Origin of the sequence: Haloarcula sp. 1CSR25-25, from assembly GCF_032027985.1 — an archaeon.
Classification (GTDB): Archaea; Halobacteriota; Halobacteria; order Halobacteriales; family Haloarculaceae; genus Haloarcula.
The window spans coordinates 16020-41522 of the sequence record NZ_JAHYBW010000011.1; the positions used below are offsets into that span (position 1 = coordinate 16020).

29 protein-coding genes and 1 pseudogene are annotated in these 25503 nt (G+C 58.5%); 18 read left to right on the forward strand and 12 right to left on the reverse strand.

Annotated features, from left to right (window positions below):
* Positions 1-39 precede the first annotated feature (39 nt).
* From KZ498_RS21895 to KZ498_RS21920, 6 genes are all read left to right on the forward strand, one after another.
* Positions 40-345, forward strand: a complete 306-nt coding sequence (locus KZ498_RS21895; protein ID WP_092635716.1) for a hypothetical protein — start codon at positions 40-42, stop codon at positions 343-345.
* Complete coding sequence (locus KZ498_RS21900; RefSeq protein WP_092635718.1) at positions 342-707, forward strand: hypothetical protein; 366 nt, start codon at positions 342-344, stop codon at positions 705-707. The genes KZ498_RS21895 and KZ498_RS21900 overlap by 4 nt, the downstream gene beginning before the upstream one ends.
* Before the next feature lie 197 nt (positions 708-904).
* Complete coding sequence (locus tag KZ498_RS21905; protein ID WP_092635720.1) at positions 905-1594, forward strand: DUF6166 domain-containing protein; 690 nt, start codon at positions 905-907, stop codon at positions 1592-1594.
* Complete coding sequence (locus KZ498_RS21910) at positions 1594-1761, forward strand: hypothetical protein (protein WP_176791249.1); 168 nt, start codon at positions 1594-1596, stop codon at positions 1759-1761. The genes KZ498_RS21905 and KZ498_RS21910 overlap by 1 nt, the downstream gene beginning before the upstream one ends.
* Positions 1758-2294: a hypothetical protein gene (locus KZ498_RS21915; protein ID WP_092635722.1), complete on the forward strand. Its 537-nt coding sequence runs from the start codon at positions 1758-1760 to the stop codon at positions 2292-2294. The genes KZ498_RS21910 and KZ498_RS21915 overlap by 4 nt, the downstream gene beginning before the upstream one ends.
* A 172-nt stretch (positions 2295-2466) precedes the next feature.
* Positions 2467-3627, forward strand: a complete 1161-nt coding sequence (locus KZ498_RS21920) for a hypothetical protein (RefSeq protein WP_058365921.1) — start codon at positions 2467-2469, stop codon at positions 3625-3627.
* 42 nt (positions 3628-3669) lie between these two features.
* Here the strand turns inward: KZ498_RS21920 and KZ498_RS21925 are convergent, their stop codons facing one another.
* A complete protein-coding gene (locus tag KZ498_RS21925; RefSeq protein WP_080508383.1) occupies positions 3670-4224 on the reverse strand; it encodes a peroxiredoxin in 555 nt (184 codons plus the stop codon).
* Positions 4225-4325: 101 nt separating this feature from the next.
* The gene (locus KZ498_RS21930) at positions 4326-4670 is read right to left on the reverse strand and encodes a helix-turn-helix domain-containing protein (protein ID WP_080508382.1); all 345 of its coding nucleotides are present in this window, start codon (positions 4668-4670) and stop codon (positions 4326-4328) included.
* Positions 4671-4748: 78 nt separating this feature from the next.
* Here KZ498_RS21930 and merA point away from each other — a divergent pair, with 78 nt between their 5' ends.
* Complete coding sequence (gene merA / locus KZ498_RS21935; RefSeq protein ID WP_144906847.1) at positions 4749-6203, forward strand: mercury(II) reductase; 1455 nt, start codon at positions 4749-4751, stop codon at positions 6201-6203.
* 3 nt (positions 6204-6206) lie between these two features.
* On the opposite strand, the gene KZ498_RS21940 is transcribed toward merA, so the two are convergent.
* Complete coding sequence (locus tag KZ498_RS21940; RefSeq protein ID WP_123115218.1) at positions 6207-6761, reverse strand: winged helix-turn-helix domain-containing protein; 555 nt, start codon at positions 6759-6761, stop codon at positions 6207-6209.
* A gap of 131 nt (positions 6762-6892) precedes the next feature.
* On the opposite strand from KZ498_RS21940, the gene KZ498_RS21945 reads away from it, so the two are divergent.
* Positions 6893-9169: a cation-translocating P-type ATPase gene (locus KZ498_RS21945; protein ID WP_123115064.1), complete on the forward strand. Its 2277-nt coding sequence runs from the start codon at positions 6893-6895 to the stop codon at positions 9167-9169.
* Here KZ498_RS21945 and KZ498_RS21950 read toward each other — a convergent pair.
* Complete coding sequence (locus KZ498_RS21950; RefSeq protein WP_058365359.1) at positions 9166-9372, reverse strand: heavy-metal-associated domain-containing protein; 207 nt, start codon at positions 9370-9372, stop codon at positions 9166-9168. The two genes, KZ498_RS21945 and KZ498_RS21950, sit on opposite strands and share 4 nt — an antisense overlap.
* A gap of 130 nt (positions 9373-9502) precedes the next feature.
* On the opposite strand from KZ498_RS21950, the gene KZ498_RS21955 reads away from it, so the two are divergent.
* The 3 genes from KZ498_RS21955 (at position 9503) to KZ498_RS21965 (ending at position 11238) form a co-directional block, all read left to right on the forward strand.
* Positions 9503-9718, forward strand: a complete 216-nt coding sequence (locus KZ498_RS21955; RefSeq protein ID WP_058365358.1) for a hypothetical protein — start codon at positions 9503-9505, stop codon at positions 9716-9718.
* A gap of 122 nt (positions 9719-9840) precedes the next feature.
* Positions 9841-10842 (forward strand): DUF6610 family protein, encoded by a 1002-nt coding sequence (locus KZ498_RS21960; RefSeq protein ID WP_058365360.1) that lies wholly within the window; start codon positions 9841-9843, stop codon positions 10840-10842.
* A 48-nt stretch (positions 10843-10890) separates the two neighbouring features.
* Entirely contained in the window at positions 10891-11238 is a 348-nt protein-coding gene (locus tag KZ498_RS21965; protein ID WP_123115217.1) for a hypothetical protein, read from the forward strand.
* A 92-nt stretch (positions 11239-11330) separates the two neighbouring features.
* On the opposite strand, the gene KZ498_RS21970 is transcribed toward KZ498_RS21965, so the two are convergent.
* Positions 11331-11486 (reverse strand): hypothetical protein, encoded by a 156-nt coding sequence (locus tag KZ498_RS21970; RefSeq protein WP_176329434.1) that lies wholly within the window; start codon positions 11484-11486, stop codon positions 11331-11333.
* Positions 11487-11641: 155 nt separating this feature from the next.
* Here KZ498_RS21970 and KZ498_RS21975 point away from each other — a divergent pair, with 155 nt between their 5' ends.
* The 3 genes from KZ498_RS21975 to KZ498_RS21985 all read left to right on the forward strand — a co-directional run bounded on the left by KZ498_RS21975 (position 11642) and on the right by KZ498_RS21985 (position 13983).
* The gene (locus KZ498_RS21975) at positions 11642-12571 is read left to right on the forward strand and encodes an ArdC-like ssDNA-binding domain-containing protein (RefSeq protein WP_123115062.1); all 930 of its coding nucleotides are present in this window, start codon (positions 11642-11644) and stop codon (positions 12569-12571) included.
* Positions 12572-12683: 112 nt separating this feature from the next.
* Positions 12684-13499 (forward strand): hypothetical protein, encoded by an 816-nt coding sequence (locus KZ498_RS21980; RefSeq protein ID WP_123115061.1) that lies wholly within the window; start codon positions 12684-12686, stop codon positions 13497-13499.
* A gap of 160 nt (positions 13500-13659) precedes the next feature.
* On the forward strand, positions 13660-13983 hold the full coding sequence (locus KZ498_RS21985; RefSeq protein ID WP_058365035.1) for a hypothetical protein: 324 nt from the start codon (positions 13660-13662) through the stop codon (positions 13981-13983).
* 74 nt (positions 13984-14057) lie between these two features.
* Here KZ498_RS21985 and KZ498_RS21990 read toward each other — a convergent pair whose 3' ends face one another.
* On the reverse strand, positions 14058-14468 hold the full coding sequence (locus KZ498_RS21990; protein WP_058365036.1) for a helix-turn-helix domain-containing protein: 411 nt from the start codon (positions 14466-14468) through the stop codon (positions 14058-14060).
* Positions 14469-15499: 1031 nt separating this feature from the next.
* Between KZ498_RS21990 and KZ498_RS21995 the strand changes: the two genes are divergently transcribed.
* The gene (locus tag KZ498_RS21995; protein WP_058365037.1) at positions 15500-16825 is read left to right on the forward strand and encodes an orc1/cdc6 family replication initiation protein; all 1326 of its coding nucleotides are present in this window, start codon (positions 15500-15502) and stop codon (positions 16823-16825) included.
* A 310-nt stretch (positions 16826-17135) separates the two neighbouring features.
* Here KZ498_RS21995 and KZ498_RS22000 read toward each other — a convergent pair whose 3' ends face one another.
* A complete protein-coding gene (locus KZ498_RS22000; protein WP_058365038.1) occupies positions 17136-17804 on the reverse strand; it encodes a hypothetical protein in 669 nt (222 codons plus the stop codon).
* Between the two features lie 112 nt (positions 17805-17916).
* Here KZ498_RS22000 and KZ498_RS22005 point away from each other — a divergent pair, with 112 nt between their 5' ends.
* Together KZ498_RS22005 and KZ498_RS22010 are read left to right on the forward strand one after the other, a co-directional pair.
* Positions 17917-18309: a helix-turn-helix domain-containing protein gene (locus tag KZ498_RS22005; protein WP_058365039.1), complete on the forward strand. Its 393-nt coding sequence runs from the start codon at positions 17917-17919 to the stop codon at positions 18307-18309.
* A gap of 302 nt (positions 18310-18611) precedes the next feature.
* Positions 18612-19043, forward strand: a complete 432-nt coding sequence (locus KZ498_RS22010; protein ID WP_123115060.1) for a TRAM domain-containing protein — start codon at positions 18612-18614, stop codon at positions 19041-19043.
* A 114-nt stretch (positions 19044-19157) separates the two neighbouring features.
* Here the strand turns inward: KZ498_RS22010 and KZ498_RS22015 are convergent.
* The 4 genes and pseudogenes from KZ498_RS22015 to KZ498_RS22030 form a co-directional block, all read right to left on the reverse strand.
* Positions 19158-19813, reverse strand: a pseudogene (locus KZ498_RS22015) (helix-turn-helix domain-containing protein); the annotation flags it as partial.
* Positions 19814-20016: 203 nt separating this feature from the next.
* Positions 20017-20568 (reverse strand): hypothetical protein, encoded by a 552-nt coding sequence (locus KZ498_RS22020; RefSeq protein ID WP_125919943.1) that lies wholly within the window; start codon positions 20566-20568, stop codon positions 20017-20019.
* Complete coding sequence (locus KZ498_RS22025) at positions 20565-21518, reverse strand: ParA family protein (RefSeq protein WP_058365046.1); 954 nt, start codon at positions 21516-21518, stop codon at positions 20565-20567. Before KZ498_RS22025 ends, KZ498_RS22020 begins: the two co-directional genes overlap by 4 nt.
* 653 nt (positions 21519-22171) lie before the next feature.
* On the reverse strand, positions 22172-22621 hold the full coding sequence (locus KZ498_RS22030) for a hypothetical protein (protein WP_312621631.1): 450 nt from the start codon (positions 22619-22621) through the stop codon (positions 22172-22174).
* Between the two features lie 274 nt (positions 22622-22895).
* Between KZ498_RS22030 and KZ498_RS22035 the strand changes: the two genes are divergently transcribed.
* Positions 22896-24704 carry a glycoside hydrolase family 99-like domain-containing protein gene (locus tag KZ498_RS22035; RefSeq protein WP_312621633.1) on the forward strand — a complete coding sequence of 603 codons (1809 nt, stop codon included), beginning with the start codon at positions 22896-22898 and terminating at the stop codon, positions 24702-24704.
* Positions 24705-24952: 248 nt separating this feature from the next.
* Here KZ498_RS22035 and KZ498_RS22040 read toward each other — a convergent pair whose 3' ends face one another.
* The gene (locus KZ498_RS22040; RefSeq protein WP_312621635.1) at positions 24953-25402 is read right to left on the reverse strand and encodes a hypothetical protein; all 450 of its coding nucleotides are present in this window, start codon (positions 25400-25402) and stop codon (positions 24953-24955) included.
* Positions 25403-25503: the final 101 nt, after the last annotated feature.

Consider the following 25503-nt stretch of genomic DNA (forward strand, 5'->3'; position numbering starts at 1 on the left):
GTGTCTGTCGGAGCCTCGGTGGGTGGAGGCTCAATCCAGATGAGCGATCGACCAGAGATCGAGATTCAACGACAGACCGCATTCCGTGACGATGGCCAACTCGAAGTAACCGAAACAAGCGTTGAGACCTCGCTTGAGGACTTCGGCGCTGACGTGGATCATCGTGACCGGGATTCGCGTCTTGATCAGCCTGAGGCGTGTGAGTTCGGCGTCGACGATCGACCCGAAGTTGAGCAAACATCCGAGGGTGAGCAGTCCAGTCTTTTCGCCGACACAGCCGAGGACCAGCAGACGCTCGCCGGCGACGACGCAGCTGCTCGCTGTCTCTTCGAGGAACAACGATGACACGACTCACCAATTGGACGCGAGAGAGCCGTACTCCGACCCTGGCGTACCGAAATATAGAGACCGACGCGCGAGCAGTCCTGCACCGAGCGCCGGACTCGTACGTGCATAAGTGGCGGGCGGCGATTCTCGTCGACGGCTACCCGGTGTGGTCGCGCGGATTCGCGACGAAGGACGCCTCATCGCTTCGGGACGAACTCGAAAAGCGCCCCGAGCCCGACCTCCGCTGTCCAGAGTGCCCGAACAACGAGGTCGTCGTCGGCCAGAAGAGTGCTGACGGCGCCAAAATCCAACGATGGTTCGAGTGTCGGGAGTGTGGCTATGAAAGCCGCTCAGCAATTGTCTACGGCTCTGAGCGCTGATTTGCAACGGGGGAGAGAACAGGCGACGGACCAGTCATTGAACGATCAGTATCTGACCCCTCCGGCCACGTCGCGTACGTCAGTGACTGGCTCTAGACCCGCGTTTTCAGCGGTGTGGCTCCTTGGGTGTGCTCGTCCGGTGTGGTTTGTCGGCCCCCAAGAGGGGTGCGGGGCATCCGAAGCCCCGCGTTCGACCTATGGAGATCGATTCGAGCACCCATCCAAGAACGGTAGTACAGGATGAGAGTAATCACAGCCAGTCTACAGCAGACGACGTCGAGTACGTCGGCATGCGCGTCGACGGAACGCCGGTCGTGCTAAAGCTCACCGAACACGAGCGCCTCACCCCGGATCGGAGCCTCGAGCTCGTACGACACAGCCCGGCGGGATTCGAGTGGGGCTACGTGGGGAGCGGGCCGGCGCAGCTCGCCTGTGCGCTCCTCCTCGATTACTATGACGACGAGAACGTCGCTCACCAACACTACATCCAGTTCCGAAACGAGGTGATCAGTCACTTGGCGTGCGATGGGCCGGCTGACTGCTGGCATCTTACCGGCGACGACATCGAAGCTGCACTCGGCGAGTTCAACGACCACCACGCCCTCACGCCGGATGGTGGCGACCCGTCGGCGTCGCTGCCGGCGAATTGGAGTGTCGTGAACCGGACAGATCGGACGGTCTTCCAGCGCCAGGACATCGACCACTACGTCGTCCTTGGCGAGGGAAGCGAGGACTGGCTACTCATACTCTGTGCGCAGGGTGATCGCGCGTATCCGGCTCCGCTCGATCATCGAACCCTGCCGGTCGACGCTGATCCTGCCCCTGCCGTCCAAGAACTCATCGCCGAGAGCAACGACCTCGTCAAGCCGGACGAGGAGGCCACCTGATGGACGCTCTTCGTCTCTCCCGATCCACCTACCAGCTGATCGAACGGGCTGTCGAGGCGCTGGAGTGCATCGGCCGGGAACTCGAACGATACAACGACCGGCACGAGCGCGACAACGAGCGAACAGCGAGGAGAGACGTAGACAGGCCAGATCGTGACGAATCATGACCGGTGAAGTGACGCTCGACGAGTTCGAGGCCGAGACGTCGTCCGGTGTGTCCCGCTCGCCCTCACTTGAAGACCGGCTTCTCAGCCCGATCTCGCCGTCCGTGGGGCTTCGACTGATTCCCGGTCGTGGTGATCCGTTCTATCTCCAGAATCGAGGCACTGAGCGGTATCTCTTCTGTGACGAGCACGACCGATGGTTCATACTCCAACCGTCGGCAAAAGCGTCGGAAGAGGCGTTCGTCCGCTGGGTGTATCTCCCAACGGACAAGCCCGAACGGCTAGCGCGGTCGGCTCTTCGTCGACGGACGGTGATCGGGTACGACTACGTTCGGCGGTCGACCGCCCCAGACCCGATCAGATCGACGGTGACCGCGATGTTCGTCACCGAACGCTGGCCCGAGATGACCTACGAATGTGGGTCCTGCGAGGCGCTGTTCGACACACCACGAGAGCACGCTCTCCACTGCTGGGAGGCCCATCCGTGGGTGCCGAATCCGGAGCAGGTACGCCGGCACCGGCAGCCCGACGAGTGAGTTCGAGAGTTGAAGACAGGTGTCGGGATCGTCCAGATGATTAACCAACAGCGCTGGATTCTTGGGCAGAGTGTTGGTTAAGAGGTGCTGTTTTTGCGCCCGTGAGAGGGGCGCAGGGCGCGTGATGAGAGCGCCGTCGCGGTTGATGAGTCCGATTTCGAGGTGACCCAAAATGAAAGATCCAGAATCCAGCACCGTGTTCGCTGGCGTCGACGGACGAACCGACACAGAACTACCCGAGTGGTACCGCCAGAAGAAGAGGGTCAACGATCCAGAGTCCTTCGCCGAAGCGGTTCGCGACCTCCCGCAGGCCGTCGAGACGACCGTGGCCTATCAAAACCCCTACACCGACGAGTGGGTCGAGACGGAGCGCTTCAACGCCCTCGTCGAGCCGGGTCGGGCTCGCGACCAAGCGACGGAGAGCGAGCCTGAAACTGACCCCCTCTTTCACGTCCCGACAGACAGTTACTCGATCATCAATCCGGCCGATGTCTACCAGCCCCTCGAGGACGTCCTTCGCGAGGAGACCATCGAAGACACGTCGCTCGGGGACGTGATGTTCGGCGAGATTCGACGCTACCGGGGCGGTGGCGAGGTCCACATGGACGTGATGTTCGACGGCCTCGAGGTACGCCTCCCGGGCCGCTCGGACCCGATCACGATGGGCGTGACCTCCGGCTACGACTTCTTCGGTGAGCACGCCGTCTACGTGGAGGGATTCGCTCAGGACGGGTACTGCTCGAATTCGATGCGCTCGCTCACCGATAAGGAAGTCATCAAGCACGTCGGGGACATCCGGAACTTCCGGACCTGGTGGGAGGAGCTTCTCGCCCAGGTCGAACTCGTCGCCGACGACCTCTTCGGGTTCATCCGAGATGCGCAGGACATCGACCTCGACTTTTCGGACCTGCCGTTCACCGTCACCGAGTTCTACAGCCTGCTGGGCTTCCCGGACTACCTGGCCGAGCGCGCTGCGAGCGATGCGGAGGCCAACGCGGCCTCACCGATCGAGATCGATATGTGGACGCTCCATTCCGGCGCGACGTACGCACTCACTCACTTCTTCCAGGGCAAGGAGGGCGCGTCGCTGGACGGCTACGTTCGTACGGCCAACGACATCCTGTTCAACCCGGAGGGCACCATCGAGCGCGTCGAACGCGCTTACGAGGAGCAGCTGGAGACAGACGGCGATGACGGGTCCCAGGCGTCACTCGCCGGCGAGCGGGCGCTCGCGAGCATCGAGCGCGTCAACGATGATCTGCAGGAGAAGATCGACCAGTTCGAGGAGCGGGAGGACGCGCTCCGTGAGCGGTTCCAGGACGCAATGAGCTGAAAATCGGAGCGGCGTTCACTGAAACGATCCTCAAATAACAGATTATGTGAGCGGTTCCGGTTCCTCATTATATTCGACTACTAATTCGACATCCTCAGGACCGAGTTCATCGCGTTCCGCTTCCAGCGTCTCAAGAGCGTCTTTAACAGGGAAGAAATCCGGCTTCTCGAGCGCATCTTCTGTCGCCCAGGCGTATCGAATCGTTTGCTCGGAATCGATGAGGAACACGGCACGCTGCGGGACGCGCTCGTGGTTCTCCCATCCGTCATAACAGACATCATACGACTCGGCAACCCGCCCGGAACTATCACTAAGTAACGGGAAATTGAGGCCGTATTCCTCGGCGAATGCTCGGTGGGCGTAGACGCTGTCACCAGAAATTGCCCAGACATCAAGCGCCGGCGTCAGCTGAAACCACTCTGCATCGCGAATCGCACACAGTTCGTTTGTACAAACAGGACTGAAATCAAACGGGTAAAATACCAGCAACGCAGCCCGATTATTGGCAGTTGTCTCATCCAAGCTGTACTCGGTTTGTTCTCCGTCACGGAGACCTGGAAGAGTAAACGACGGTGCAGACGCTCCCTGGTTTATCATGTGTCACAGTAGCACACGAAGAAAGGATAGTCTTGGGGCTAACACCCCCACCTGAATGGAGGAGCCTCAGATGTGGGATGAAATTCACTGGAGTCCGTACGTCAGGAGTTCGCCGTCGCCCACTCAAGAAGGGGTTCTAATCTCGAACAAATCTCATCCCCCTCGTCAGTTAGCGCGTATTCGACGCGTGGCGGAATTTCGTTGTACTGCGTCCGTGAGACGAGTCCTGCCTCCTCGAACTCAGTGAGGCGTTTCGAGATCGTCGACGTGCTCGCAGTCGGAAGATGATCTTCGATTTCCGCGAACCGCAGTGAGTCGTGTGCGCCGATGATGCTGACGAGTTGCATCGCGTATTTTCGGCTCAACGTGTCGATAACTCCTGTGAGCGGGCAGTAGCACGTCCCCTCAACATCACACGTGGGCGCCGATGAAGTAGTATCTGCCATAGCTTCGTGGCCTCCAACCTACTCCATAGCTTCGGACTCTGGAGTATAAGAACTTCCCATCGTAAAGTATCAGTATAGATGACTCACACCTCCGACTATGATCTCGTGATCCTCGGCGGCGGAGCCGCTGCCTTCGCCGCCATCACCGAAGCGAGCCGGAGAGATCTCTCGACGGCGATGGTGAACACCGGCCTGCCGATCGGCGGGACCTGCGTGAACGTCGGCTGTGTCCCGAGTAAGCATCTACTCGCCGTCGCCGAGAGTGGCGCTGCAGCGTCGGAGAATCCCTTCGACGCCGTCACATATCCCGAAGAGCCGACTGTCGACTGGGCCGACGCACTCGACGGCACCAACGAACTCGTCGAGCGGTTCCGGCAGGAGAACTACGTCGACGTCGCCGAGCACTTCGAGACCGACATCTACGAGGGCTACGGCCAGCTGATGGACGACACGACCATTGAGGTCGTCGACGGCGCCGACGAGGGCGCGCACATTACTGGGAAGAAGGCGCTCGTCGCGACGGGCAGTTCACCGTGGGCGCCGCCCATCGACGGCCTCGACGACGTCGACTACTACACGAGCGAGACCATCCTCGAGGGGCGCGACCTCCCCGAGAGCATCGTGATCCTTGGTGGCGGATACATCGCGCTGGAGTGGGGCCAGATCCTCCACCGTGTCGGCGTCGACGTAACCATTCTCCAGCGCTCCGGTCACGTGCTCTCAGATATGGAAGGTCAGCTCGGCCGGGAGATGCAACGAGCCTTCAATGAGGAGGGAATCGATGTCGTGACCAGTAACGACTTCCAGCAGGTTCAGGATGTGGCTACCGACAGTGGTGCTGACCCTGGTCAGAAGGGCGTCGCTGTGGAGACTGTCATCGAGGGCGAGGAGCAAGCGTTCACCGCAGAGACGTTATTCGTCGCAACCGGCGTCCAGCCCAACAGTGAGAACATCGGCTTGGAAGCAGTCGGCGTCGAGACCGAATCCGATGGCGCGATTCGCGTCGACGAGCATTTCCAGACGACCAATTCCGACATCTACGCGGCGGGGGACGTGATCGGCGAGCCCGAACTGGAGACGGTCGCCGCCAAGGAGGGCAATCACGCCGTCAAGAACGCCTTCGGCAACGAGGGCGTCAGCATCGACTACGATGCAGTCCCCGCAGTCGTGTTCACCAGTCCCGAGGTAGCAGTCGTTGGGACAACTGAACGTGAATATATGGACGAACACGGTACCTGTTCCTGCCGGACGGTTCAGATGGAAGATGTCCCTCGGGCAAAGGCCGTCAAGAACACGGATGGACTCGTCCAGGTGGTGAAGCACCACGAGACCGACGGGATTGTTGGCGTCCACATGGTCGGCCCCCGCGCCGCCGACATGATCATGGAAGCCACGCTGGCGGTGAATTTCGGTCTCACCGTTGACGACATCATCAATACTGTCCACCCGTTCCCAACGTTCTCCGAGGCGTTCAAACACGCCTGTCAGGCGTTCCGTCGGAATACGTCCAAAATGAGCTGCTGTATCGAGTGAGCGTCAGTCCTCGGTCGAGAACACATCGTCGAGCGTGCCGCTCTCGCCTAATTCGATGAGGGCACGGTTCAGGAGTTCGCGAACCATGAACTCCTCGTAATGCTGGGTGTCGCAGTACTCGCAAGGCTTCATTTCGCGGGCAACCGCCTCAATCTCGGTACCGTGGTCCGCATACAACGTCTCGATGAGGGCAGTCAATTCTTCGGACGCGGTAGACTGCGCCTGCGCGAGGTTATTGTCGGCGCCTTCCGGAAGATCGTAGGAGAAGACTCGCGTGTTCGACTTGTAGTACTTCCGTGTCCCTCCACCAGCCTCTTCCAGACGAGCGATTTCCACCATCCCCGCATCCTTCAGGACGTTCACATGGTGACGCACTGTCGTCTCGGCCTTCTCCTCGCCGCGACGGTGCAACTCGTCGTGGATCTCCTCGATCGTCATTTCATCGGTCGCGAGCATATCGAGGATCTTCGCCCGAACGTCGTTCTCCAGTGCCTTCGCTTTCTCCGGATCCGTCGTCACGACTTCACGGATCGGCACGTCGGATTCGAGGAGCGCCATTCTTGTGAGGACGTAGGGGAACGACGATAGTAAGAGTAACGCCACACACTCGACAGCAGTCTTAGTTATTCGATACCGCTATAACTCTAGTCGTAATGGTTATCCACTTCGCTGGGTAACTAGCGACCACAATGGGAACGACACAGGAACAATTCAACGTCGGGGGGATGTCCTGCTCGTTCTGTGCCGAGAGCATCAAGAAGGCCTACAGCCGGACCGACGGCGTCGAGGACGTCGACGTGAGTCTCGCCCACGAGGAGGTCCTCGTTCAGTATGACGACGACCGCCTGAGCGAGGTCGAGGTGAAGGACACGCTTCGGGAACTCGGCTATACCATCCGCGACCCGGACAAAGCGAAACGATACGAGCAACAGCAGGCCGAGCTCGCCGACGGCAAGCGCCGCCTCCTGCTCGCCGGCGGCGCATCCATCGTCGTTGCTGTGCTGATGGGCTGGATGATCCTCGTGATGGGGCGCTTCGAGTCAGCGTCGCTCGCGATGGACCTCGTGACTCTCGGGCTGGCGCTCGGGACGATGTTCGGCCCAGGACGATACATCAAACAGAAAGCTTACCAGAGCCTGCGCCGGGGGATCTTCAACCAGCACGTCCTCCTGGAAGCGGGCTCGTTCGCCGGGCTCGTCGGCGGACTGCTCGGCCTGTTCGTCTTCCCGAGCTTCCCGACCGTCCACTTCTTCGCCGTCTCCGTGTTCATCACCACCTACCACATCCTCTCGGAGTACACCAGCCTCATCGTCCGCACTCGGGCCTCCCAAGCCGTCCAGAGCCTCCTCGATCTCCAACCCGACACGGCACGCCGAGTCACCGACGACGGCGATGTCGAGGAAGTCCCGATCGACGACCTCGACGTTGGCCATCGCGTCCGCGTCAAGCCCGGCGAGAACATCCCCGTCGACGGCACCGTCGTCGAGGGCGAATCGACGGTCGACGAGTCGGTCGCTACCGGCGAGTCCATCCCCGAGAAGAAGTCCGAAGGCGACGAGGTGATCGGCGGCAGCGTCAACGAGACCGGGACGCTGCTCATCGAGGTAACTGCAACCGGCGAGGACGCGTTCCTGAATCAGGTGGCACGCGAGATCGAGGAGGCGCGGGCGATGAAACCCGGCATCATCCATCTCGCCGACCGCATCCTCAAGTACTTCGTCCCAGGCGTCTTGACGATTGCCGCGCTCTCAGTTCTCTTCTGGGTGGTTGCACCGCTCGCGTGGGGGGCAGCCTCCGACGTCCAGCGCGGGGCGTTCGCAGCGCTGGCGGTCCTCGTCCTCGGCTACCCGTGTGCGCTCGGGATGGCGACACCGCTCGCCCTCATCCGGGGCGGCGGGAAGGCGGCGAATCGCGGCATTCTGATGCGCTCCGGCGACGCCTTCCAGATATTTCCCGACGTCGACCACATCGTGTTGGACAAGACCGGCACCATCACCGTCGGCGAACCCGCCGTCAGTGAAGTCGTCGCGTTCGACACCGACGAGGTGGATGTACTCACGACTGCGGCCAGTGCAGAGGCGTTCTCCGAACACCCGCTCGCCGATGCGATCCTCGAGTTCGCTGACGAGCAAGATGTCGAGTACGCGGATCCCGACGCCTTTGACTCGGTGACCGGCAAGGGCGTCCGAGCGATCGTCGGCAGCGACGACGTGCTGGTCGGGAAACCGGGGTGGCTCAGCGGCAAGGGGATTGACCTTTCGAAGGGGAGCGACGACATTGAGCGACTTCAGGGCCGCGGCCTCACCGTTGCCGGAGTTGTTCGTGACGGTGACCTACTCGGTCTGATCGGTATCGGTGACGAGATCAAGAGCGACGCCGCTGCGACCATCCAGCGGATGCGAGACGCCGGCATCACGCCCGTGATGATCACTGGCGACAACGAGCGCACCGCGAACGCGGTCGCCGAGGAGGTCAGTATCGACCGCGTCATGGCCGACGTGCTGCCCGACGAGAAACGCGAGGAGATCGGTCGCCTGCAGGAAGCTGGCCACCGTGTGGCGATGGTCGGCGACGGCATCAACGACGCGCCGGCACTCACCCAGGCCGATATCGGGATCGCCATCGGCGCCGGCACCGACATCGCCATCGAATCGGCGGATATCGTCCTGATGGGTGACCGGCTCGGTGGCGTGGTGGACGCCTACGAGATCGGCACGGAGAGCTATCGGAAGACTCGCCAGAATCTCGTGACGGCCTTCGCGTTCAACGGTGTCGGCGTCGCCGCCGCGACCACAGGGCTCGTTCACCCCGTGTTCGCGATGCTCGCGATGGTGCTGTCTGTCTCGGCGGTGCTGGCCAACAGCTTCGCTGGCCAGCTCCTCTCCGGTAAGGGTGTCAATACCGAATTCGCTCTAAAAGAACGCACCGACGGCGAGCGGGAAGACGGTCGAGTGACGGCCGATTAAGCCACCACGTCGTAGCCATCCTGTTCGATTGCCGCGTTCACATCGTCGTCTGCGACTCCATCCTCAAGGACCACGTCGACCGTGTCAGCTTCGTGGTCGGCCTCAACGCGATTCACACCATCGAGGTTTCGCAGGGCGGTCTCTACGTTCTGTTCGCACCCGTTGCACGACATCCCGGTGACGGAGATCGTCTTTCGCTCCATACGGGCCTGTAACCACTCGCGGGGCATGACCATTACGGCAACCGTTGTATCGGTTTATCCCTATTAGAGATGGGCGTCATCGTCCGGAGAGTTGTTTGTGTCGGCCCCAAAGAGGTGGAGGCTCTTTGAGATGGGGACCACTAACGACGAAGAGAGTAACGAATTCCCTCCAGAGAAGCGTCTGGAAGCACCGAACACACGCCTGATCAAGGCAGGGATCGCGACGATCCCGGATATGGAAACCCTCCAGGAGTGCGTTGCCTACGAGAACGCCCATCAGAATCGGACGCAGATTCTGCGCCGGCTCAAGTGGAAGGCTGAAGAGCTGCGTGAGGACGAAGAGTAAGCTCTGTTATTAACCAACAAGCTCCGCGTGGGTTTCCCATTGTTGGTTAACAGACTGCGCCTCGGTTTTTCAGGCCCCTGAAGGGGCGCGGGGCGGCCAACAGCGGCCTCGTGACTCCAATCATGTCCCTCGATTTGAGTACAGACTCCAGAACGGCTAGCGACATCGCTGCCGCCAGACAAGCCGACATCCTGGCGTTCCTCCATCGAGCCCCGTTCACTCTGGATGCCTATAAGCTCGGTTTCCTTCCCGGCTTTCGGGAGGACTGCGGGTATCAGGAGAACCAATATCAGAATCTCACCCTCCCCGTCGGGATGCTTGACAACGACTTTCGGAACCCCGATCTGGATCGGTTCGTCGATCGGTTCTTCGAGCAAGAACCACAGGTCGGCGTCATCGGCGACATCTACGAACGCGGCGACGTCGATGACCACGTCGCTGCTGCTCGTGAGATTCACGCCAGCTACCCCGAGGCCGAGCTCATCATCGTCCCAAAGTCTCAAGCGGTGATCGACGCAATTCCCAAGGATCTCGTTCTTGGCTATTCGCGTGGGTACGCCGACCGGTTGGCCCACGAGTTCTCTGATCCGGCCGACTGGCGCGGTCGGCGCGTCCATATCCTCGGCGGGAGTCCACCAAAACAACTCGAAGCCATCCGACAGCTGACCCGACCGACGCTCACGGACGAGCAACCAGCCGACATCGTCGGCCTTGACTGGAACGGGCTGCATCGCGGCGCGCAGTTCGGTGAGTTCTGGACGGCTGACGGCTGGGATGATAGCGGTCGCAACGCTGACCACGTCACGGTTCGGAAGACGGTCCGTCACAGTCTCGCCCGCCTCAAGGCCTTCTGGCAGTCTCACGGTGTCTGGCCCGACGCGACCCCACACGACGACACTCTCGAGATCGAGTACGAAGGCCCATCGCCGACCGATCTCGATAGTGCTGCGTGTACCGACTGCGGAGCGAACGTCTGGACGACCCGGCGCGGTCCCTTCGTCGCCGAGTACGACACCGGTGATACCTGTGGCTACTGCAGCTACGAGTGCTACTTCTCGCATCGGCACCGAAACAACCTCGAGGAGATCGCCGGCGAGCAAAGCGTCTACTTTCCGCCTACGTGACGCTACGAGCGGTTTGTCGCGCCCTCCAGAGAGGGCGAGGGCTCGATGGTGAGTCAGCAACAGCGTACGAACGACGTTTCGGTCGATGCAATTCCAGTCGACGTAGCGAACACGCAATCAGGCGAGGTCGATCCCGCCGGGGTGCCCGAGGAGATCGAGTCGATCACGCGTGGCCTCGCCGGTGAGCAGCCACCAACGAATCCGCTCGTCGTCCTGAAAGCAGCTCGGTGGTGGTATATCCACGGCAAAGGCGGAACAGACCCCGCGTTCCAGTGGGCCATTGAGTGGGTGCGACACCTCGCGACGGACACACCCAGCGACGTCGAGCGGTTCGACGCGTTCCTCGCGTATCTCGTTGCGGTCGGCTTCGCTGACGAGAAAGCAGCGCTCCGATAACCAGATTTCCCCATTCACACCGAGGGGGGCCGAACGAACACGATCACTCAAGCTGTGCCGGCAACGAGTGTAGCGGTCCGAGCAAGACCTACTTAGAATCGGTAGCAGGCGACGTCCTCGCCACCACAGGTCGGACACGTCTCGGCGTCGACCGAGAGGGTCGTGCCACAGTGGCGGCACTCATACAGCGTGGCCGTATCGGCCGTGCTGGTTCGGATGACCCCGCGAAGCACGTCGACGAGCCCCATACTCTCGACGGTACCTTCGCACCGTTGTTAATCCCAGCCTCCGACAGCGACCTCGATATACCCCTCTCAGCAGCGCCGTTGTTTGTTGTGCGCCCCCGAGGGGTGCGGCGCGTCTGAACTGACGCACTCGCCGTGAACTCGATTCGGTGAATACAATGGTTACAGCCAGTGAGCCGTCGGTCTCGTTCGAAGAGACCGACACGCGACACGACGAGATGCACAGTACCATCGAAGCCTGGATCGACGAGCTCGTCGACGACGTTGACGAGGCCCAGGCCAGCGAGGAATTTCAGGAGTGGCTCAACGTCCAGAGTCGCTTCCACGACTACTCCCATCGCAACACGCTGCTCATCAAGCTGCAGTGCCCCGAGGCGACGAAGGTCGCGGGCTACAACACCTGGCGGAACGAGTTCGACCGGTACGTCCAGGAAGGCGAACAGGCGATCTGGATCTGGGCACCCATTATTACGAAGCAGTGCCCCGAGTGCGAGAACTCACCGAGCTACCACGAGCAAAGCGACTGTGACTACGACGAGACACCGCCCGAGGAGTGGTCTAAAGGACTGGTTGGATTCAAACCAACTGCCGTCTTCGATGTGTCTCAAACCGAGGGCGAACCGCTCCCCGAGCTGGAAACCGAGGCAGCTGGAGACGCCGACGACCTGGTGCCAGCACTCCTCGATGCAGCAACTACGCTCGATATAGACGTCCGTGTCGTCAACGCTGCTGAGTGGGAGCATGGCGACGCAAAAGGCGTCTGCAAACACCGGAACCTCCACGAATGCCAACCCGTCGTCGAAGCGAAAGATAGAGCGAATCAGGCCGACCTCGCGGTGACGCTGATTCACGAGTACGCTCACGCGCTACTGCATTTCGACGTCGACGACGACACCGAGAGAGCGAAACGCGAAGTCGAAGCGGAAGCCGTCGCGTACATCGTTGGTCGGTTTCTCGGACTGGACACGAGCGGGTCAGCGTTCTACCTCGCCGCGTGGGAGAACGACGATGCGGAGGTGATCCAGGATCGGCTCGGTCGAATCAGTTCGACCGCCCAGGAGATTATCGGCATAGTTGCCGAGGACTGAACTCGTGGTCCGTTCCAGTTAACCAACAATCGGACGTTAATACGGGTCGTCGTTGGTTAAGTTTATCAGCGCCCGCCGAGGGGCGGAGGCGCACTCCCGTCTCCATCGACCCATGACCGACCAGTACCTAACTACCGTTCTCGAGGAGGCGGAACGAGTCGCAGAATACCACGACCAAGTCGCCCAGTCGACCGACCATCCGGAACACGAGTATCTCAGATACGCCGTGCTCCGACTGCTCGAAGGCGAAGCTGATGAAATGTCGGTGGACGTGCCACAGATCGACGGCGTGACCGTCGGGTACGGAGATGACGAGTCGATGTTCGACAGCTGGGGCGACGACGTCGAGTGGTGGGACGACGCCTCACCCCGAGAAGAGTGTACCCGTTTCCGAATCTTCTACCCCGACGAGTACGAGACCGTTCCGCGGATCATCGTCGACGTGATGGCTACACTCGGCGCGTGGCGTGTCTGGGCCGGCAGCGCCGCCGCCTGCGGCTCCTACGACCATCGTGAACGTCGCGAAGTGCACTATCTGTGGTCGGAAGGCCATCCGGTCGAAGACCTCCTGCAGGATCGTCTCCACGGTCCGGCTGCCGTCGCGCCTGACGGTGGACGAACTGGCGACGTTCGCGATCGAATGATCGTCACGGAGCACGCGAACCAACACGGCGAGTTGGAACCACGCACCAGACGCGCCGTCGACGAGGAGATGGCCGTCTCGCTGCTCGAAAAAGGCGGTCGCTACGAGGTGCAATCCGCGTCCGGGAGTTGGTACGAGGTCGACGTGATCAGCGAGTCCTGCACGTGTCCAGACTGGAGGAAACGAACGCCCGAGGGCGGCTGTAAACATCTCCGGCGAGTCGATCACGAGATCAAACAAGGGCGGGTTCCACGACCTGATGGACGGCTCCCCTCGAACTCGTAGGATCGTCCAGTGTTCGAGAGTCCTCGGGGGCTGTAACATCAGGTGAAACTCATTGATATAGAGTTTCGAGTAGTGTTACAGGTGCAGGAGAACCGTTGATAGTGATTTAACCAACAAAACTATGCCTTTTGCGTCTGTGTTGGTTAACACTGGTCAGCCCATGCCCTACGAGCCACCGACGCCCTCAGCAGACCTTCCCCCTGACGTCGTCGATACTCTCGACGACTACTCGCCCGAACTCCTTCGCCACATCGCGAGCTACGCTGAGAAACTCGCTGAATACCGTGAGCGTGAAGATCGCCTTGCTGAGGCGGAGGATGAAGACGAGATCGAAGAACGATCAGACGACCTCCCGGATCACGTTCCATCGAAGGCGACGATTACGATCAAGGAGATCAACGATAACCGCTACTACTACTGGCAGTGGCGGGACGGCGACAAGATCCGCTCTCAGTACAAAGGTCCCGTCAATCCCGGCGAATAGACGAGAGAACGTCACAGTCGGCTGCCCAGTTGTTCGGGGTGACACCCCATCTGCGAAGTGAAAGACGAGAGCTGTTAGCGCTCGGGTCGCGGGGCAGTCTCGTACCGTTCGATGTCGTCCGTCTTCTCAACCCGGTCATATATCTCTAGAAGCGTGTCTTGTGCCCGGAGGAGCTTGTGTTCCTCGAGGAACTGCCGACCACTTTCACTGAGCCCATAGAACTTGTACGGCAGGTCGTTCTGCCGGCGGTCCTCGGGCAGGAGCACCTCCATGACGATGCCGGCGTCGACGAGCTGCTGGAGGTGCTGGCGAATCGTCGTCTGACTCTTGTTCGGGTTGACGTAGTCGAGTTCCTTCAGTGTCGGCAGTTCCGACGGATGCCCGAGGATGTCCTGGAGGAGCGAGAACCGCGTCTCCTGGGTGACCACGTTGAGCCGCTCCCGAACGGACTCCAGGTCGCTTGGCGTGTGGTCGGACGTACTCATTACCACAGATTTCGAGTGTTGCGTGAAAAAGCGTTTCGCTCAAATGCGAATCGGTCTGTAGCGAATTGAATGAATTCCTACATGTCTGCGGTACCATCGCCATTAAAGAAGACTTGAGGTCGAGATCTCTGACGTCGGTTGAGTAGTTGGTGAGACGCACCCCTATCGACTTGTTCAACGAAACCACCAGCATACGGAGGGTCACCTCTATCGATTTGTTCAGCGGGGAGGCATACACGAAAGACTAGTATTGAACCAATGGGACGAAAATGCCGAAATCGAGTATAGAGTCGGCTCTATACACGATCGGCTGCATCTATCGCGACCGTGTCGATAAGACCACACACCCACCCCTATCGATTTGTTCTGGCGAGTAAGGGCGGGGAGGGGAGAGTTGATCACGAGGAACTCACGAGGATATGGCACATCTGGATGAGATCATTTAACCGTATCAGTCTTTATTAGCTCGATTTCTACTAGATTCGGTAGACTGGAGTAGCATTAGACAAACCGATAGCGGTGAGTGTAGAGTAGTTCACTTGGGAAACTGAGGGGATAGCAAGACGTCCCGCCCTGATACCTACAATATGCCTGAACCCACTGTTCGTCACCTGGTTTTCCCAATCCGTGTTTATATACTTGATCAGGAAAGAAATAGAGTGAAGGAGTGTAGTTAGGACAAGTCGATAGAGGTGTGTTCTACTAGCTAGCTAGAACTAGAACTAGAAAGAAGAGAAAGAGAAGATGAAAGCAGCTCTCGATTCCGTGCTATTCGTGACGGAGATGGACTGTTAGTCCGTTCGGGAACTCTCTCACCCCCACCCCTCCTTTGTGGTCAGAACAAATCGATAGGGGTGAGAGGGTGTTCGGGAGTTCTCCTGGATTGGTCCAGACGAAGGGTTCCTAACAAATCGTCGGGGGTCGCGGAAGACAGCGGTGTAACCCTCTGATATCCCGGTTCTGAACGCCGTACCGGTAGAAAAGAAATCGACAGGGGAATCTTTTAGTATCCTGATAGAGTGGGGTTCGGTATGCCCACGGATCCTGGTCCCGAGGAGACCCCTGAGTCCACGGGTTCTATCAAAGATCTCATTCTCGAGCAGGAGGAAGCCGCGAGTCTCATCAAGAACCGGTCGCTCCTCGAACCGAACGAGATCGTCGACGAAGAACGTATCGTCGGTCGTGACACCCAGCTCACTGATATCACTCAGCACCTTCGCGTTGCGATTAGTAACGAGCGGCCACCGAATCTTCTCCTCTATGGCCCTTCCGGGACCGGGAAATCTCTCATCATCAACGCTGTCTGCCAGAATATCGTCGAACTCTGTGAAAGTCGTGATATCCGGTTCGGCGTCATTCAGATGAACTGCCAGAACGTGGGGACCCTCGGCGCAGCCGTCTACGAACTTGCGCGAAAGGTGTCGAACGACATCGGAACGACTGTCGATGTCCCAGAGCACGGGGTTCCAAACAAGAAAAAATGGCGCGAACTCTACCGCCTCATCAACGAACACTACGATACAGTCGTGTTCATCCTCGACGAACTCGACATGCTCGTCGGTCGTCGCGATAAGGACGAACCAGCCTTCTCCCGACTTCTCTATCAGCTCTCTCGCGCTGGAAGTACTAACGAGATCACCGCCCAAGTCTCCGTGACCGCGATCACGAACGACACGAAAATGATGGAGAGCGTGGGAAGTCGAGCTCTCAGTTCGTTCACCCCCGAGGACGTTCACTTCAGTGACTACGACGCCAACCAGCTCCGGGAAATTCTCTGGGCTCGGGAAGATGCCTTCCACGAGGATGCACTCAGTGACGACGTCATCCCTCTTGCAGCAGCCTTCGCCGCGCAAACCAACGGGGACGCACGGAAGGCGATCGACCTGATGCGAACAGCGGGGTCGATTGCAGAAAAAACGGGTGCAAACGAAATCCGTGAAGAGCACGTTCGAGAAGCTCAGGATAAAGTTGAGAAGAACCGCGTGTTAGAGGTGACTCGTGGGATCAGCACACAGAAGAAGCTCTGTCTTTTCGCGACTGCAGCTGTAGCGTGTGAAACCGGAACTGGTGCAGCGATAAGCCCGATCGGATACCGAGTATATCAGTACCTGACCGGCACCCTTGATTCGGATCAGTACCACCAGGAGACGTACGTGAATAAGATGAAGGAACTCACGACGTATTCCTTGGTTGAGACAGAGCGGAAAAGTCAGGGGCCACACTCGGGCAGCTATCTCGAGTTCACGTTTGGTGAGAATCCGGAGACCATTATTGAGACGCTCCGGGAAGATTCGCGGCTAGACGACGTCCACGACGACGAACTCCGCACCGTCGTGAACGCACAGCTCAAAAAGTAGCTCATCCCTCGAACAAATCGATAGGGGCGAGGGTGTTGTCGACGACTCAGTTTCGTCGCTGACGTGAACAAGTCGATAGGGGTGGGTCCACACAGTTTGTTGGTCTCTCACACAACAAATCGATAGGGCTGCCCCTCCGCGATCTCGAGTCACCGGTATTCTTGAGAAGCAGTGGAGCCGCTCTCGATTCCTCCGGATCCAACACTCCGTATTTCCTGAGCGTAGGTCTTCCCGGCACCCCTCGTCTTTCGAGGAACTCTCATGGGAGACCTTCGTGAAATCTATATTACCTCTCTTGCTTGGGGCGGAATCATCCCAATCTCTCAAGCGAGCCATAGAGCTCTTCGTTCTGAATGTGGGTACAGAACTGCGCGCACAGCCGACAGCAGTCCGCGGCATCGGTGAACGTCCGGACGCTGGCGTCCCAGCGTGCGTGGACCGCCCCAAGCATGGCACTTCGAACCGATGGTTCGGTCGCGACCATCACCCGCCGCGTGCGCTCTGGTGGAGTCGCGTCGGCCGCCGGTCCCTGCATTCCGGCTGTCGACAGCAGATCTTCAAGGACGCTCCCGATCTCGATCCCGACGCCGAGATTATCGCCTACCTGTGGGGCGATGAAAATCGTCGCATTGCTGGCTTGCGCGAAGGCAATACTTTGTGTGGCGGCATCCATCTCATCGAGCGAGATCCCGACGTCAATCGCGAGGAAGGCATTGAAGCCACGGTCGCGAAGACAGTCTCGTGTCTCCTGGAGGAGGCGCAAGACCTCATCTTCAGCGTACTCGCCGCTGGCCTCGTCCCACGTCGCGAACGACGGGACGTCGGTTTCGACATCCGCGTCCGCCGGTAGCAGCGCGTCGACGTCGAACGTCCGGTACGGCCCCATCAGATAGACGAGAAACTGTTCGCGCCGGGCTGGAGTGAGGGCGTCCGAATCTTCAGTGGCCCGGGAGAGATTGTCGATAATCCGTTGCCGCATTCGAGTCGTCGATTCGGAACAGTAGTATATAAATATCGGTGTTCTCAGGAATATTCTAGTAGAGAACGACTAAGTATGTGGCGTCCCAACTCTCGAACCGAGGCATCCCTCAATGTCCGAAACCGATCGCCAGCCAACAGAGGACGTTCGCCAGCCGGAGCCGCCGCTCCCTGAGGAGAGCGGGCTGACGCTCGAGGAGTATCTCACGATGCAACAGGCGATCGGCCACCCGACGCGGTTTCGCATCCTGCGAACACTCGTCGCGAACGACGAACTGAGTGCTGCTGACCTCAAGGTTGTGGTCGACGTCGAGCCGCACAATTTCCACTACCACCTCGACGAACTGGTTGATGTGGGGCTCGTCGACAAGCGCCAGCGACGAACCGCTGACAGCCAGGGCTTTTACACGTACTATCGGCCAACAGCGATGGGACGCGGGATCCTCGAGCATGGTGTCGAGGAGTTGATGCGCCGTGAACGCGAGTTCAACGACGCCTATTCGTAAGCTGTCGTAGGGTTCTTTGCCCCCTGTCAGCGATCCTGTTACCCTTCGATATCTTCGCTGCGATTACCGTACCTCATAGTATTAACCAACAACTACGGTTTGTTGAGTCGAGATGTTGGTTAACCCTCTTTCGACGTGACGTTTGCAGATCCCATGTGGCCGTACGAACAAGAACACATCTTCTCACGTTCAATCGCGGTAGAACGGTGGCTTCACCGCACTACCCGTCAATACAGGAGGTCGCTGTCTCGTGCCGTTTCCATGGAGTTAAGTTCTCTACCAGCCGAGTATTGGACCATCGAATGGTCGAAATTCCGGACTCGCTTCGCTCTGTTTTCAGCGCGACTGTTCACGAACGGGACGGGACATACGTTGTCGAGGTTCCGTCCGGGGAGCTCAATCATGACACTGTCTCCCTCGGCGAAACGTATCGGATCGCTGTCTTCGACTCACCCACGACGGCGCAGGACGAGCACGAGCCCGCGTCCGCAGATCGTGCCCAATCTGACCGACAGCGTGGATCTTCTGGGCCGCCGGTTGAGGAGGGCGAAATTCGGGACGTGACAATTGAGACAACCGGCGACCAGGGTGATGGAATCGCGAAAGTTGACCGTGGATACGTTGTGATCGTTCCTGGTGGCCAACCCGGTGATGAGCCGACCGTCGAAATCGAGCAGGTTCAGGAGAACGTTGCCTTTGCCAGCGTCGTTGATATTGATCCGCGGGCTCTCTAAGCTGTTTCACCGCAGCTGTTCGACCTGATCAGACAGATACTGCTGGAGTGCCGTGACTGTCTCAACAGAGACAGCCGATGCCCCGAAATCACTCCGAGAGCCATGCTTGAGATCCTCGCCTCTAGTGACACCGAGATCGAGGTCGTCGTACATACGGTCAAGCATCGCGAGCGCCGACTGGAACTGCGCGTAGTGCTCGCGCATGTACTCGATCGTGTCCTCGCGCGGTATAACCAGGTAGCCTTCGACGTCCTCGATTTCGAGTGACGTCTGTGGATCGAGGACGATCTGCAGTGGTCCATCGATCTCGTCGCTGGGCTGGCGCTCGAAGGTGGTTGGTAGCCCGAACGATTCGAAGAACGTCTCCCAGGCGTCGACGTCTTGCTCGTGAACAGCGATGAAGAGCGGGTAGTCGTCGGGATCGCGGCTGACCTGGTAGCCGCCCTGTATCCAGACGTAGATGGTGTCGATCCGCGTGAACGCGAACGGCCAGTCACCGAACTGCGGGATGATGTATGCCTCCTCGATGGAGGGTGGACTCACGCCGGCGCTTGCCGCGACCAGCTCGCGCGCGGCTTCTCTCACGCGCTGGTCGACAACAGAGAGGCCGTCGTCATAGTGGACGTAGGTCTGCCGTCTTCGAGACGGTTGACGGCTTGTCTCACCGTCTCGTACGGTCTGTGGAGGTGCTGAGCGACACGCCGGATGGAGTCACCACTTTTGATGGCGAGGATGACCTGGGCTGCCGTGTCGTCGAGCACCTCGTACATCTGGTGGTTACCAATAATTCGGTAACAATTGAAAGCCTTACTAGATAGTTGGTTAGAGCGTATCTGGCTGAGTTCTACCACTCAGGTTTCTCCTCATGTACGGATGGACCATTCGTCTTTAGAGTTGGCAAGGATATGCTCACAAGTCTGTATATTGATGACGTCAAGGAACAGTTCGAAGCCAATTACGGAAGCGCATAGGTTCAGTTGTCGTACTGGATGCCCCATTCTTCAGCCATCTCGAAGACGTCATCGAGGTGTGCGAGGCCGTACACCATCGCGAACTCGCGAAGATCGGCCTTTGTGATGTTCGTGCCATAGCGGTCCTCGAACTCGGTTTGGGCCTTTCGGACAAGGTCGTCGACGTCCGGGTTGAGTTCGAGCGTGGTCCGGTCGCGTGCCGTCGACGTTCCATCTCGCCACGTCGCGTAGGGGACTGGCGGCGACTCGGAGTGATACTCCGGTTGCATGAGTGCTCTCGCGAGCTGCTCGTTCGAGTGCCTGCGGCCGGATTTAAGGTCGCTAATGTAGTCGACTCCGGTCTCGGATTCTTGTCCGACACCGGCTTCACGTAAGTCGTCGCGCCTCGTATTACTCGACGCCTGTCCAGTGGTCTCGTTGGTCGATTCGTCGTCCTCGACAGGCTGCGTGTCTTCCATGTCCATCTCTACTGATTCGTCGGCTTGAGTGTCGTCGCCTTCGTCATTTGTGTCCTCGAACGGGTTCTCCATATCGCCGCCTGACTCGAAGCTCATTGTGACACCTCAGCGGCGTCGGGACCGCCAGTTGTCAGCTGAGAGAGGTCGACTTCTCCCCAGATGTCGTTCCCGTGGAATAGATCTTCTCGCGGCCACCCGCCGTTAGGGAGGTCTTGGCCCGCGCGATGGTAGATGTACGATGCGAGGGTGCGGAACTTCGGCATGATGTCCGCGTTGTAGTCACGGATGCGGCCGTCCTTCAGCTGAGAAAACACCGTCTCGTAGTTCTCCTCGGCCTTCTCGAACGCACCGAGGTTTTTGAAGTAGACTGGAGCCGGATACTGCTCGTGAATCTTAGTGAGGTACTCTTTGTGAATCTTCTTTCCGGCGTCGACTTTCGATGGAACGACACCGCTTAGTGTGATGTTGATATCCATCTCTTCGGCGAAGTTGCGGGCGCTGTCTTCGACGCCGGCGATGCTCTCGATGCCGCCGCGCGTGGGTTCGGCAGGGATGAGGATGTTGCGGGTGGCGTAGAGGGCGAGATAGTAGCCTTCGTCGGCTTTCGCGTTCGGATCGACGAGCATGACGTCGTACTCGTCCTGAATGTCGTTGTCTTGGAGGACTTGGAAAAAGCGTTTGTATCGGGGATACTCCCACTCGGGGGGTTTGGACGCTTCGAGGTAGTCGGCGTGTTGGTCGAGGCGTTGGTCGACGCGGTTGAAGCGTTTGTGTGAGGGAATGACGTCGATGCCGTCGTCGGCCGTGCGAATGAGATCGCGGAACGGCCCTTTGCCCTGGTCAATGAGGTGGAGCGTTAGGTCGTCGGCGTCGGGGTTGTGTTTGTCTTCGTCGACGCCAAGATAGTTCGAGACGCTCCCATTTTGCGCGTCGAAATCCGCGATGAGGACGTTGAGACCGAGTTCGGCGTAGGCGGCGGCGAGATCTCTGGTGATCGTGGATTTGGATTGGCCACCACTCTGGTTATAGACGGTTATTGGTAGCATGTGCGCACCATCATCCGCATCGATAATAAGAGTTGCTCAGACACACACCACATTACTCACTGTAGCAACTACAGACCACACCTTATGACCATACTGTACGTTCATAATGACCGTTCACAATGGACGTTCATAACGGACTGCCACAACTGATGTATGTGGGTGAGTAAAGCAAAATTCGCCGGATGTCGGCACGCTAGGTAGAACAAGGTCGGGCCGTCGACCATTCTTCTCCCTCGATACGGAGAGAATCATTCAGCTACATCAGCTACCGACGCTCTGCATATAATCTCGTACCGTGATCGACGGGGCTCAGATGATCTCCCAGCCAAGAGTCCCCAGCCCCGTAATCAGTCGTGAAGATGTCAAGCAAGCCCATCCGCTATCTCTCTTGGACGGTTGATCCCCTGAGTTCGCCGAAGAAGACTACACTCTCGCGGCGTTGTGGGGCGGCAGAAAGTGAGATTTCGCCAATGTGGTCAATACAACCGTGGCGTGATTTCGCCAGAAATAGATGACACGATTGGGAAGGACAACCGACTCAGCCCCAGTATTTCCCGATTTAGCTTCGACAATGAATCCACCTTCCGGTTCCGCAGAAGACGAGACTGCTACTCTCAATGCATGAGTGCTAGCGCGAGTCAGCGACGGTTCACTCAGTCTTCGTAGACTTCGTCAATCGCGGTGACGAAATCCTCGACGTGTTGTGATCCAACGAGAACCGAGCCGCCGTTCCTCCGCTCAAGCCAGACGCCTTGATTCCCACTAACGTTATAGGCGATCTTCCCCGGTGCCCAGCGAATTCCCCACCCACCAAAATCACGGAGGGGCCTGTACTTTTTCGACTCATAGCGTTCGATGTCCGACCACTCGATTTGACGGAACGACCTGTGGATGGGCCACAGTTTGAGATAGATGCCGTCAGCTCTGACTTCCGTCTCGAGACGAAGACTGTAGAGGAACGTCGCGACAACTCCGATAATGGCGAGACCGGGCCATAACAGGGGCCCCGACACGAGCATGAGCAACGCCATTCCTCCGAGCAGTATCCAGAGCCACCGCTGGCGAAACAGTTGCACCTCACGATACGTTGGGTCTTGATTCATTTTTGTCTATCTGATCCTCGCGCTGCTCACCGATGGGGCTATCGGCGGTCAGCGGGAATAACAGAAACGGGGATCCTCAACCCATACGGTCATTGACTCTTCGTGATTGAGTCTAGCGGTAGCAAGTGCATCATCTGCCATCAGTCGGATGCCTATTCGCTTTGTTTCCTCAATCGGGGCGAGTGTTATCGACGGGGTCGCTTGGCCACTTGTCTCCATCTCGGCCTCGGTGGAGTCTCCGGAAAATTTTTTTCACATGTGCAGTAGGTTGCGTATGGTCGATGAGGTAACAAGACGGAGGTTGTTGTATGAGGGGTGGGTGGCTGGCGCCGTCGGAGTCGCCGGGTGCAGTGACATACTGGAGACGGGGACCTCCCCCGACGATGAGACGGGAGACTCCACACCTTCAGGAGAAAACAGTGGAGAGGGCACTTCATCCGGCCTTGATGTTATCGAGACGTCCCTAGAAACGGCTGAGTTAACCGAAGGGGAGGTTGTGGTGGTGACAGTTGACGTCGTCAATGTCCGAGACGCCACAGCGGAGTTCGATATACGGCTTCGTGTCGGAGATACGGAAGCGGGGATAGAGACAATCTCGCTTGAGGGAGGCGAGGAAGCATCAATCGAATTTAACGAATCCATTGAGACCACGGGGACACAGGCAGTCAGTATCAACGAGGAAACCGTCGGGACAGTCGTAGTACGTGCCGAGCGGCCGGATGTCGTTCGGGATGTCGCCGCCAATTATTATCCGTGGTATGGAGCACCTGGGCACAGCTGGCGCGGTGGAGAGTGGAGTTTAGAGTCACCATCGACGCCCGTGCTTGGCAACTACAATTCAACTGACCCGGAGGTCATCGAACAGCACATCGACTGGTGTCGGAGAGCTGGCATCTCGTGGCTTAACGTATCTTGGTGGGGACCGGAAAGTTATCAGGATACACGTTTTCAGGATGATATCCTTGAGCACCCGCGATCGGACGAGCTTGAGTGGTCTGTGCTGTATGAGACCACTGGCCGTCTCGAAGGTGGCAAGACGGACATGGATATCGAATGGAACAAAGAGAGGTTCCAAGACGACCTCAAGTATCTCGCTGAGAACTATTTCTATCGGGAAAACTACAAGCACATCGACGGTCGACCGGTACTCTACATCTGGGTTGCTAACCTCCTCCGAGGTGATGTTGCTGGGGCGTATACCGCTGCAGTTGAGGCCGCTGGTGTCGAGCCATACCTCATCGTAGATCTCCCAGAAACAGTGTCACTAGATGCATTTCCCGTTATCGAGGTTGCTGACGCTGTAACGACGTATAACCCGTATACGTCGCGTGATGATATAGGGGAAGTCTTTCTTGAGCGGATGAAATCCGCCTACCGTGCGTGGTATCTTGCGGGAGAATACGTTGATGTCGATGTTATGCCGACAGCGATTCCAGGGTTCGATGATACAGAGATTACACACGTTGAGCGTGATAATCCTCCGTTGAAAACATCGCCGGAGCGGTATGAGAACGCCGCTAGCGTAGCTCGACAGTACGGGGACGGTCCAGTATTCGTGACATCGTTTAATGAATGGTATGAGGATACCCAGATCGAACCGAGTGAAGAACACGGGGAAAAGTATCTTGAAGTCACGGCTGACGTGCTCGCAAGCGGAGCACGTAGCCCGCCACAGTTCACAGGTGACACCTTCGCGTTGGAATTTGAGGAAACGGTATCTGAGTCTGAGCTCAATCCTGACGTTGAGAACGGCCGCGACCTATCGATGAACGTTAATCGGCTTATTATTCGGGACGAAGACGGAGAGCCAGTCGTCGATATCGATGTTGGCGGGACGGAGGCCGAAATGACGTTCCTGCTGGGTGTCTACGTGAAGGAACGGGGTGGTACCGATACCAGTCGATGGTTTGGAGAGAGTGGGACGACTATACTCCATGTTCCGGCGCTGCCGGCGCAGGGCTCGCTGGAACTCGTTGGTCGTGGTGCCACAACGATGGACGTCACGATGCGCACAGAGGATGACATCCGAGGTGAAGGCACTATCAATGAAAAACACGGGTCCTACGTAATCGAGTACAGGTAGTTATGGGAATCTAGTAGCGTAGCGAGTCGGTCGGTCGCAAAGCTGGAGAAAGGCGATCTCGGTGTCGAGCCCATCAAATAATCTCTCCCCCACTCGGTCGGGCCGACGAGTACCTCGATAGCTGGTTCGGCTACACGGTTGGCAGAGCGGAGTTCACGCTTGCCCGTCCTCGCGTTAGAAGACTCAGGAGAAGTTGAGACAGTTGGTCTCAATACACGAGTGCTGGGCGAGGATGATCTACCGCCCACTCAGCGTTCATAGACCTCGTCAATCGAGGTGACGAACTCCTCGACGCGTTGTGACCCGATGAGGATGGATCGCTCGTTCGTCCGCTGGATCCAGATGCCCTGATTCCCACTGATGTTGTAGGCGAGTTTCCCCGGGGCCCAGCGAATTCCCCACCCGCCGAACTCTCGAAGTGGCCTGTACGTCCTCATTTCATACTTGTCGATCTCTGACCAGGAGATGCGACGAGCCGACCAGTGAAGCGGCCACATCTTGAGGTAGATCCCATCGGTTCTGACCTCGGTCTCGAGGCGAAGACTGTAGACGAACGCGGCGACGGCACCGACGATGAAAAGTCCGAGCCACGAGACGGGCCCGAGCAGAAGCATGAGCAGCGCGATTCCCCCGAGAAGTGTCCAGAGCCACCGCTGACGAAAGCGTTGCACTTCACGGTACACCGGACCTGTGTCCACGATTCGTCGATCCGAACGTGGCTCTACTCGCTAATACGACTACCGACAGGATATCGGAACGACACCCTTCACCGCGTAGAGAATCGCTACGGCGTCGGTTC

Excerpts from the sequence above, each read along its gene's own strand:
- KZ498_RS21985 (WP_058365035.1), top strand. The coding sequence starts at position 13,660 with ATGCCCTACGAGCCACCGACGCCCTCAGCAGACCTTCCCCCTGACGTC.
- KZ498_RS22000 (WP_058365038.1), bottom strand. The coding sequence starts at position 17,804 with ATGCGGCAACGGATTATCGACAATCTCTCCCGGGCCACTGAAGATTCG.
- KZ498_RS22020 (WP_125919943.1), bottom strand. The coding sequence starts at position 20,568 with ATGAGCTTCGAGTCAGGCGGCGATATGGAGAACCCGTTCGAGGACACA.
- KZ498_RS22010 (WP_123115060.1), top strand. The coding sequence starts at position 18,612 with ATGGTCGAAATTCCGGACTCGCTTCGCTCTGTTTTCAGCGCGACTGTT.
- KZ498_RS21940 (WP_123115218.1), bottom strand. The coding sequence starts at position 6,761 with ATGGCGCTCCTCGAATCCGACGTGCCGATCCGTGAAGTCGTGACGACG.
- KZ498_RS21990 (WP_058365036.1), bottom strand. The coding sequence starts at position 14,468 with ATGAGTACGTCCGACCACACGCCAAGCGACCTGGAGTCCGTTCGGGAG.
- KZ498_RS21895 (WP_092635716.1), top strand. The coding sequence starts at position 40 with ATGAGCGATCGACCAGAGATCGAGATTCAACGACAGACCGCATTCCGT.
- KZ498_RS21945 (WP_123115064.1), top strand. The coding sequence starts at position 6,893 with ATGGGAACGACACAGGAACAATTCAACGTCGGGGGGATGTCCTGCTCG.
- KZ498_RS22035 (WP_312621633.1), top strand. The coding sequence starts at position 22,896 with ATGGTCGATGAGGTAACAAGACGGAGGTTGTTGTATGAGGGGTGGGTG.
- KZ498_RS21920 (WP_058365921.1), top strand. The coding sequence starts at position 2,467 with ATGAAAGATCCAGAATCCAGCACCGTGTTCGCTGGCGTCGACGGACGA.
- KZ498_RS21925 (WP_080508383.1), bottom strand. The coding sequence starts at position 4,224 with ATGATAAACCAGGGAGCGTCTGCACCGTCGTTTACTCTTCCAGGTCTC.
- KZ498_RS21955 (WP_058365358.1), top strand. The coding sequence starts at position 9,503 with ATGGGGACCACTAACGACGAAGAGAGTAACGAATTCCCTCCAGAGAAG.
- KZ498_RS21975 (WP_123115062.1), top strand. The coding sequence starts at position 11,642 with ATGGTTACAGCCAGTGAGCCGTCGGTCTCGTTCGAAGAGACCGACACG.
- KZ498_RS22025 (WP_058365046.1), bottom strand. The coding sequence starts at position 21,518 with ATGCTACCAATAACCGTCTATAACCAGAGTGGTGGCCAATCCAAATCC.
- KZ498_RS21930 (WP_080508382.1), bottom strand. The coding sequence starts at position 4,670 with ATGGCAGATACTACTTCATCGGCGCCCACGTGTGATGTTGAGGGGACG.
- KZ498_RS21910 (WP_176791249.1), top strand. The coding sequence starts at position 1,594 with ATGGACGCTCTTCGTCTCTCCCGATCCACCTACCAGCTGATCGAACGG.
- KZ498_RS21995 (WP_058365037.1), top strand. The coding sequence starts at position 15,500 with ATGCCCACGGATCCTGGTCCCGAGGAGACCCCTGAGTCCACGGGTTCT.
- KZ498_RS21980 (WP_123115061.1), top strand. The coding sequence starts at position 12,684 with ATGACCGACCAGTACCTAACTACCGTTCTCGAGGAGGCGGAACGAGTC.
- KZ498_RS22005 (WP_058365039.1), top strand. The coding sequence starts at position 17,917 with ATGTCCGAAACCGATCGCCAGCCAACAGAGGACGTTCGCCAGCCGGAG.
- KZ498_RS21915 (WP_092635722.1), top strand. The coding sequence starts at position 1,758 with ATGACCGGTGAAGTGACGCTCGACGAGTTCGAGGCCGAGACGTCGTCC.
- KZ498_RS21900 (WP_092635718.1), top strand. The coding sequence starts at position 342 with ATGACACGACTCACCAATTGGACGCGAGAGAGCCGTACTCCGACCCTG.
- merA (WP_144906847.1), top strand. The coding sequence starts at position 4,749 with ATGACTCACACCTCCGACTATGATCTCGTGATCCTCGGCGGCGGAGCC.
- KZ498_RS21950 (WP_058365359.1), bottom strand. The coding sequence starts at position 9,372 with ATGGAGCGAAAGACGATCTCCGTCACCGGGATGTCGTGCAACGGGTGC.
- KZ498_RS21970 (WP_176329434.1), bottom strand. The coding sequence starts at position 11,486 with ATGGGGCTCGTCGACGTGCTTCGCGGGGTCATCCGAACCAGCACGGCC.
- KZ498_RS21905 (WP_092635720.1), top strand. The coding sequence starts at position 905 with ATGGAGATCGATTCGAGCACCCATCCAAGAACGGTAGTACAGGATGAG.
- KZ498_RS22030 (WP_312621631.1), bottom strand. The coding sequence starts at position 22,621 with ATGAATCAAGACCCAACGTATCGTGAGGTGCAACTGTTTCGCCAGCGG.
- KZ498_RS21960 (WP_058365360.1), top strand. The coding sequence starts at position 9,841 with ATGTCCCTCGATTTGAGTACAGACTCCAGAACGGCTAGCGACATCGCT.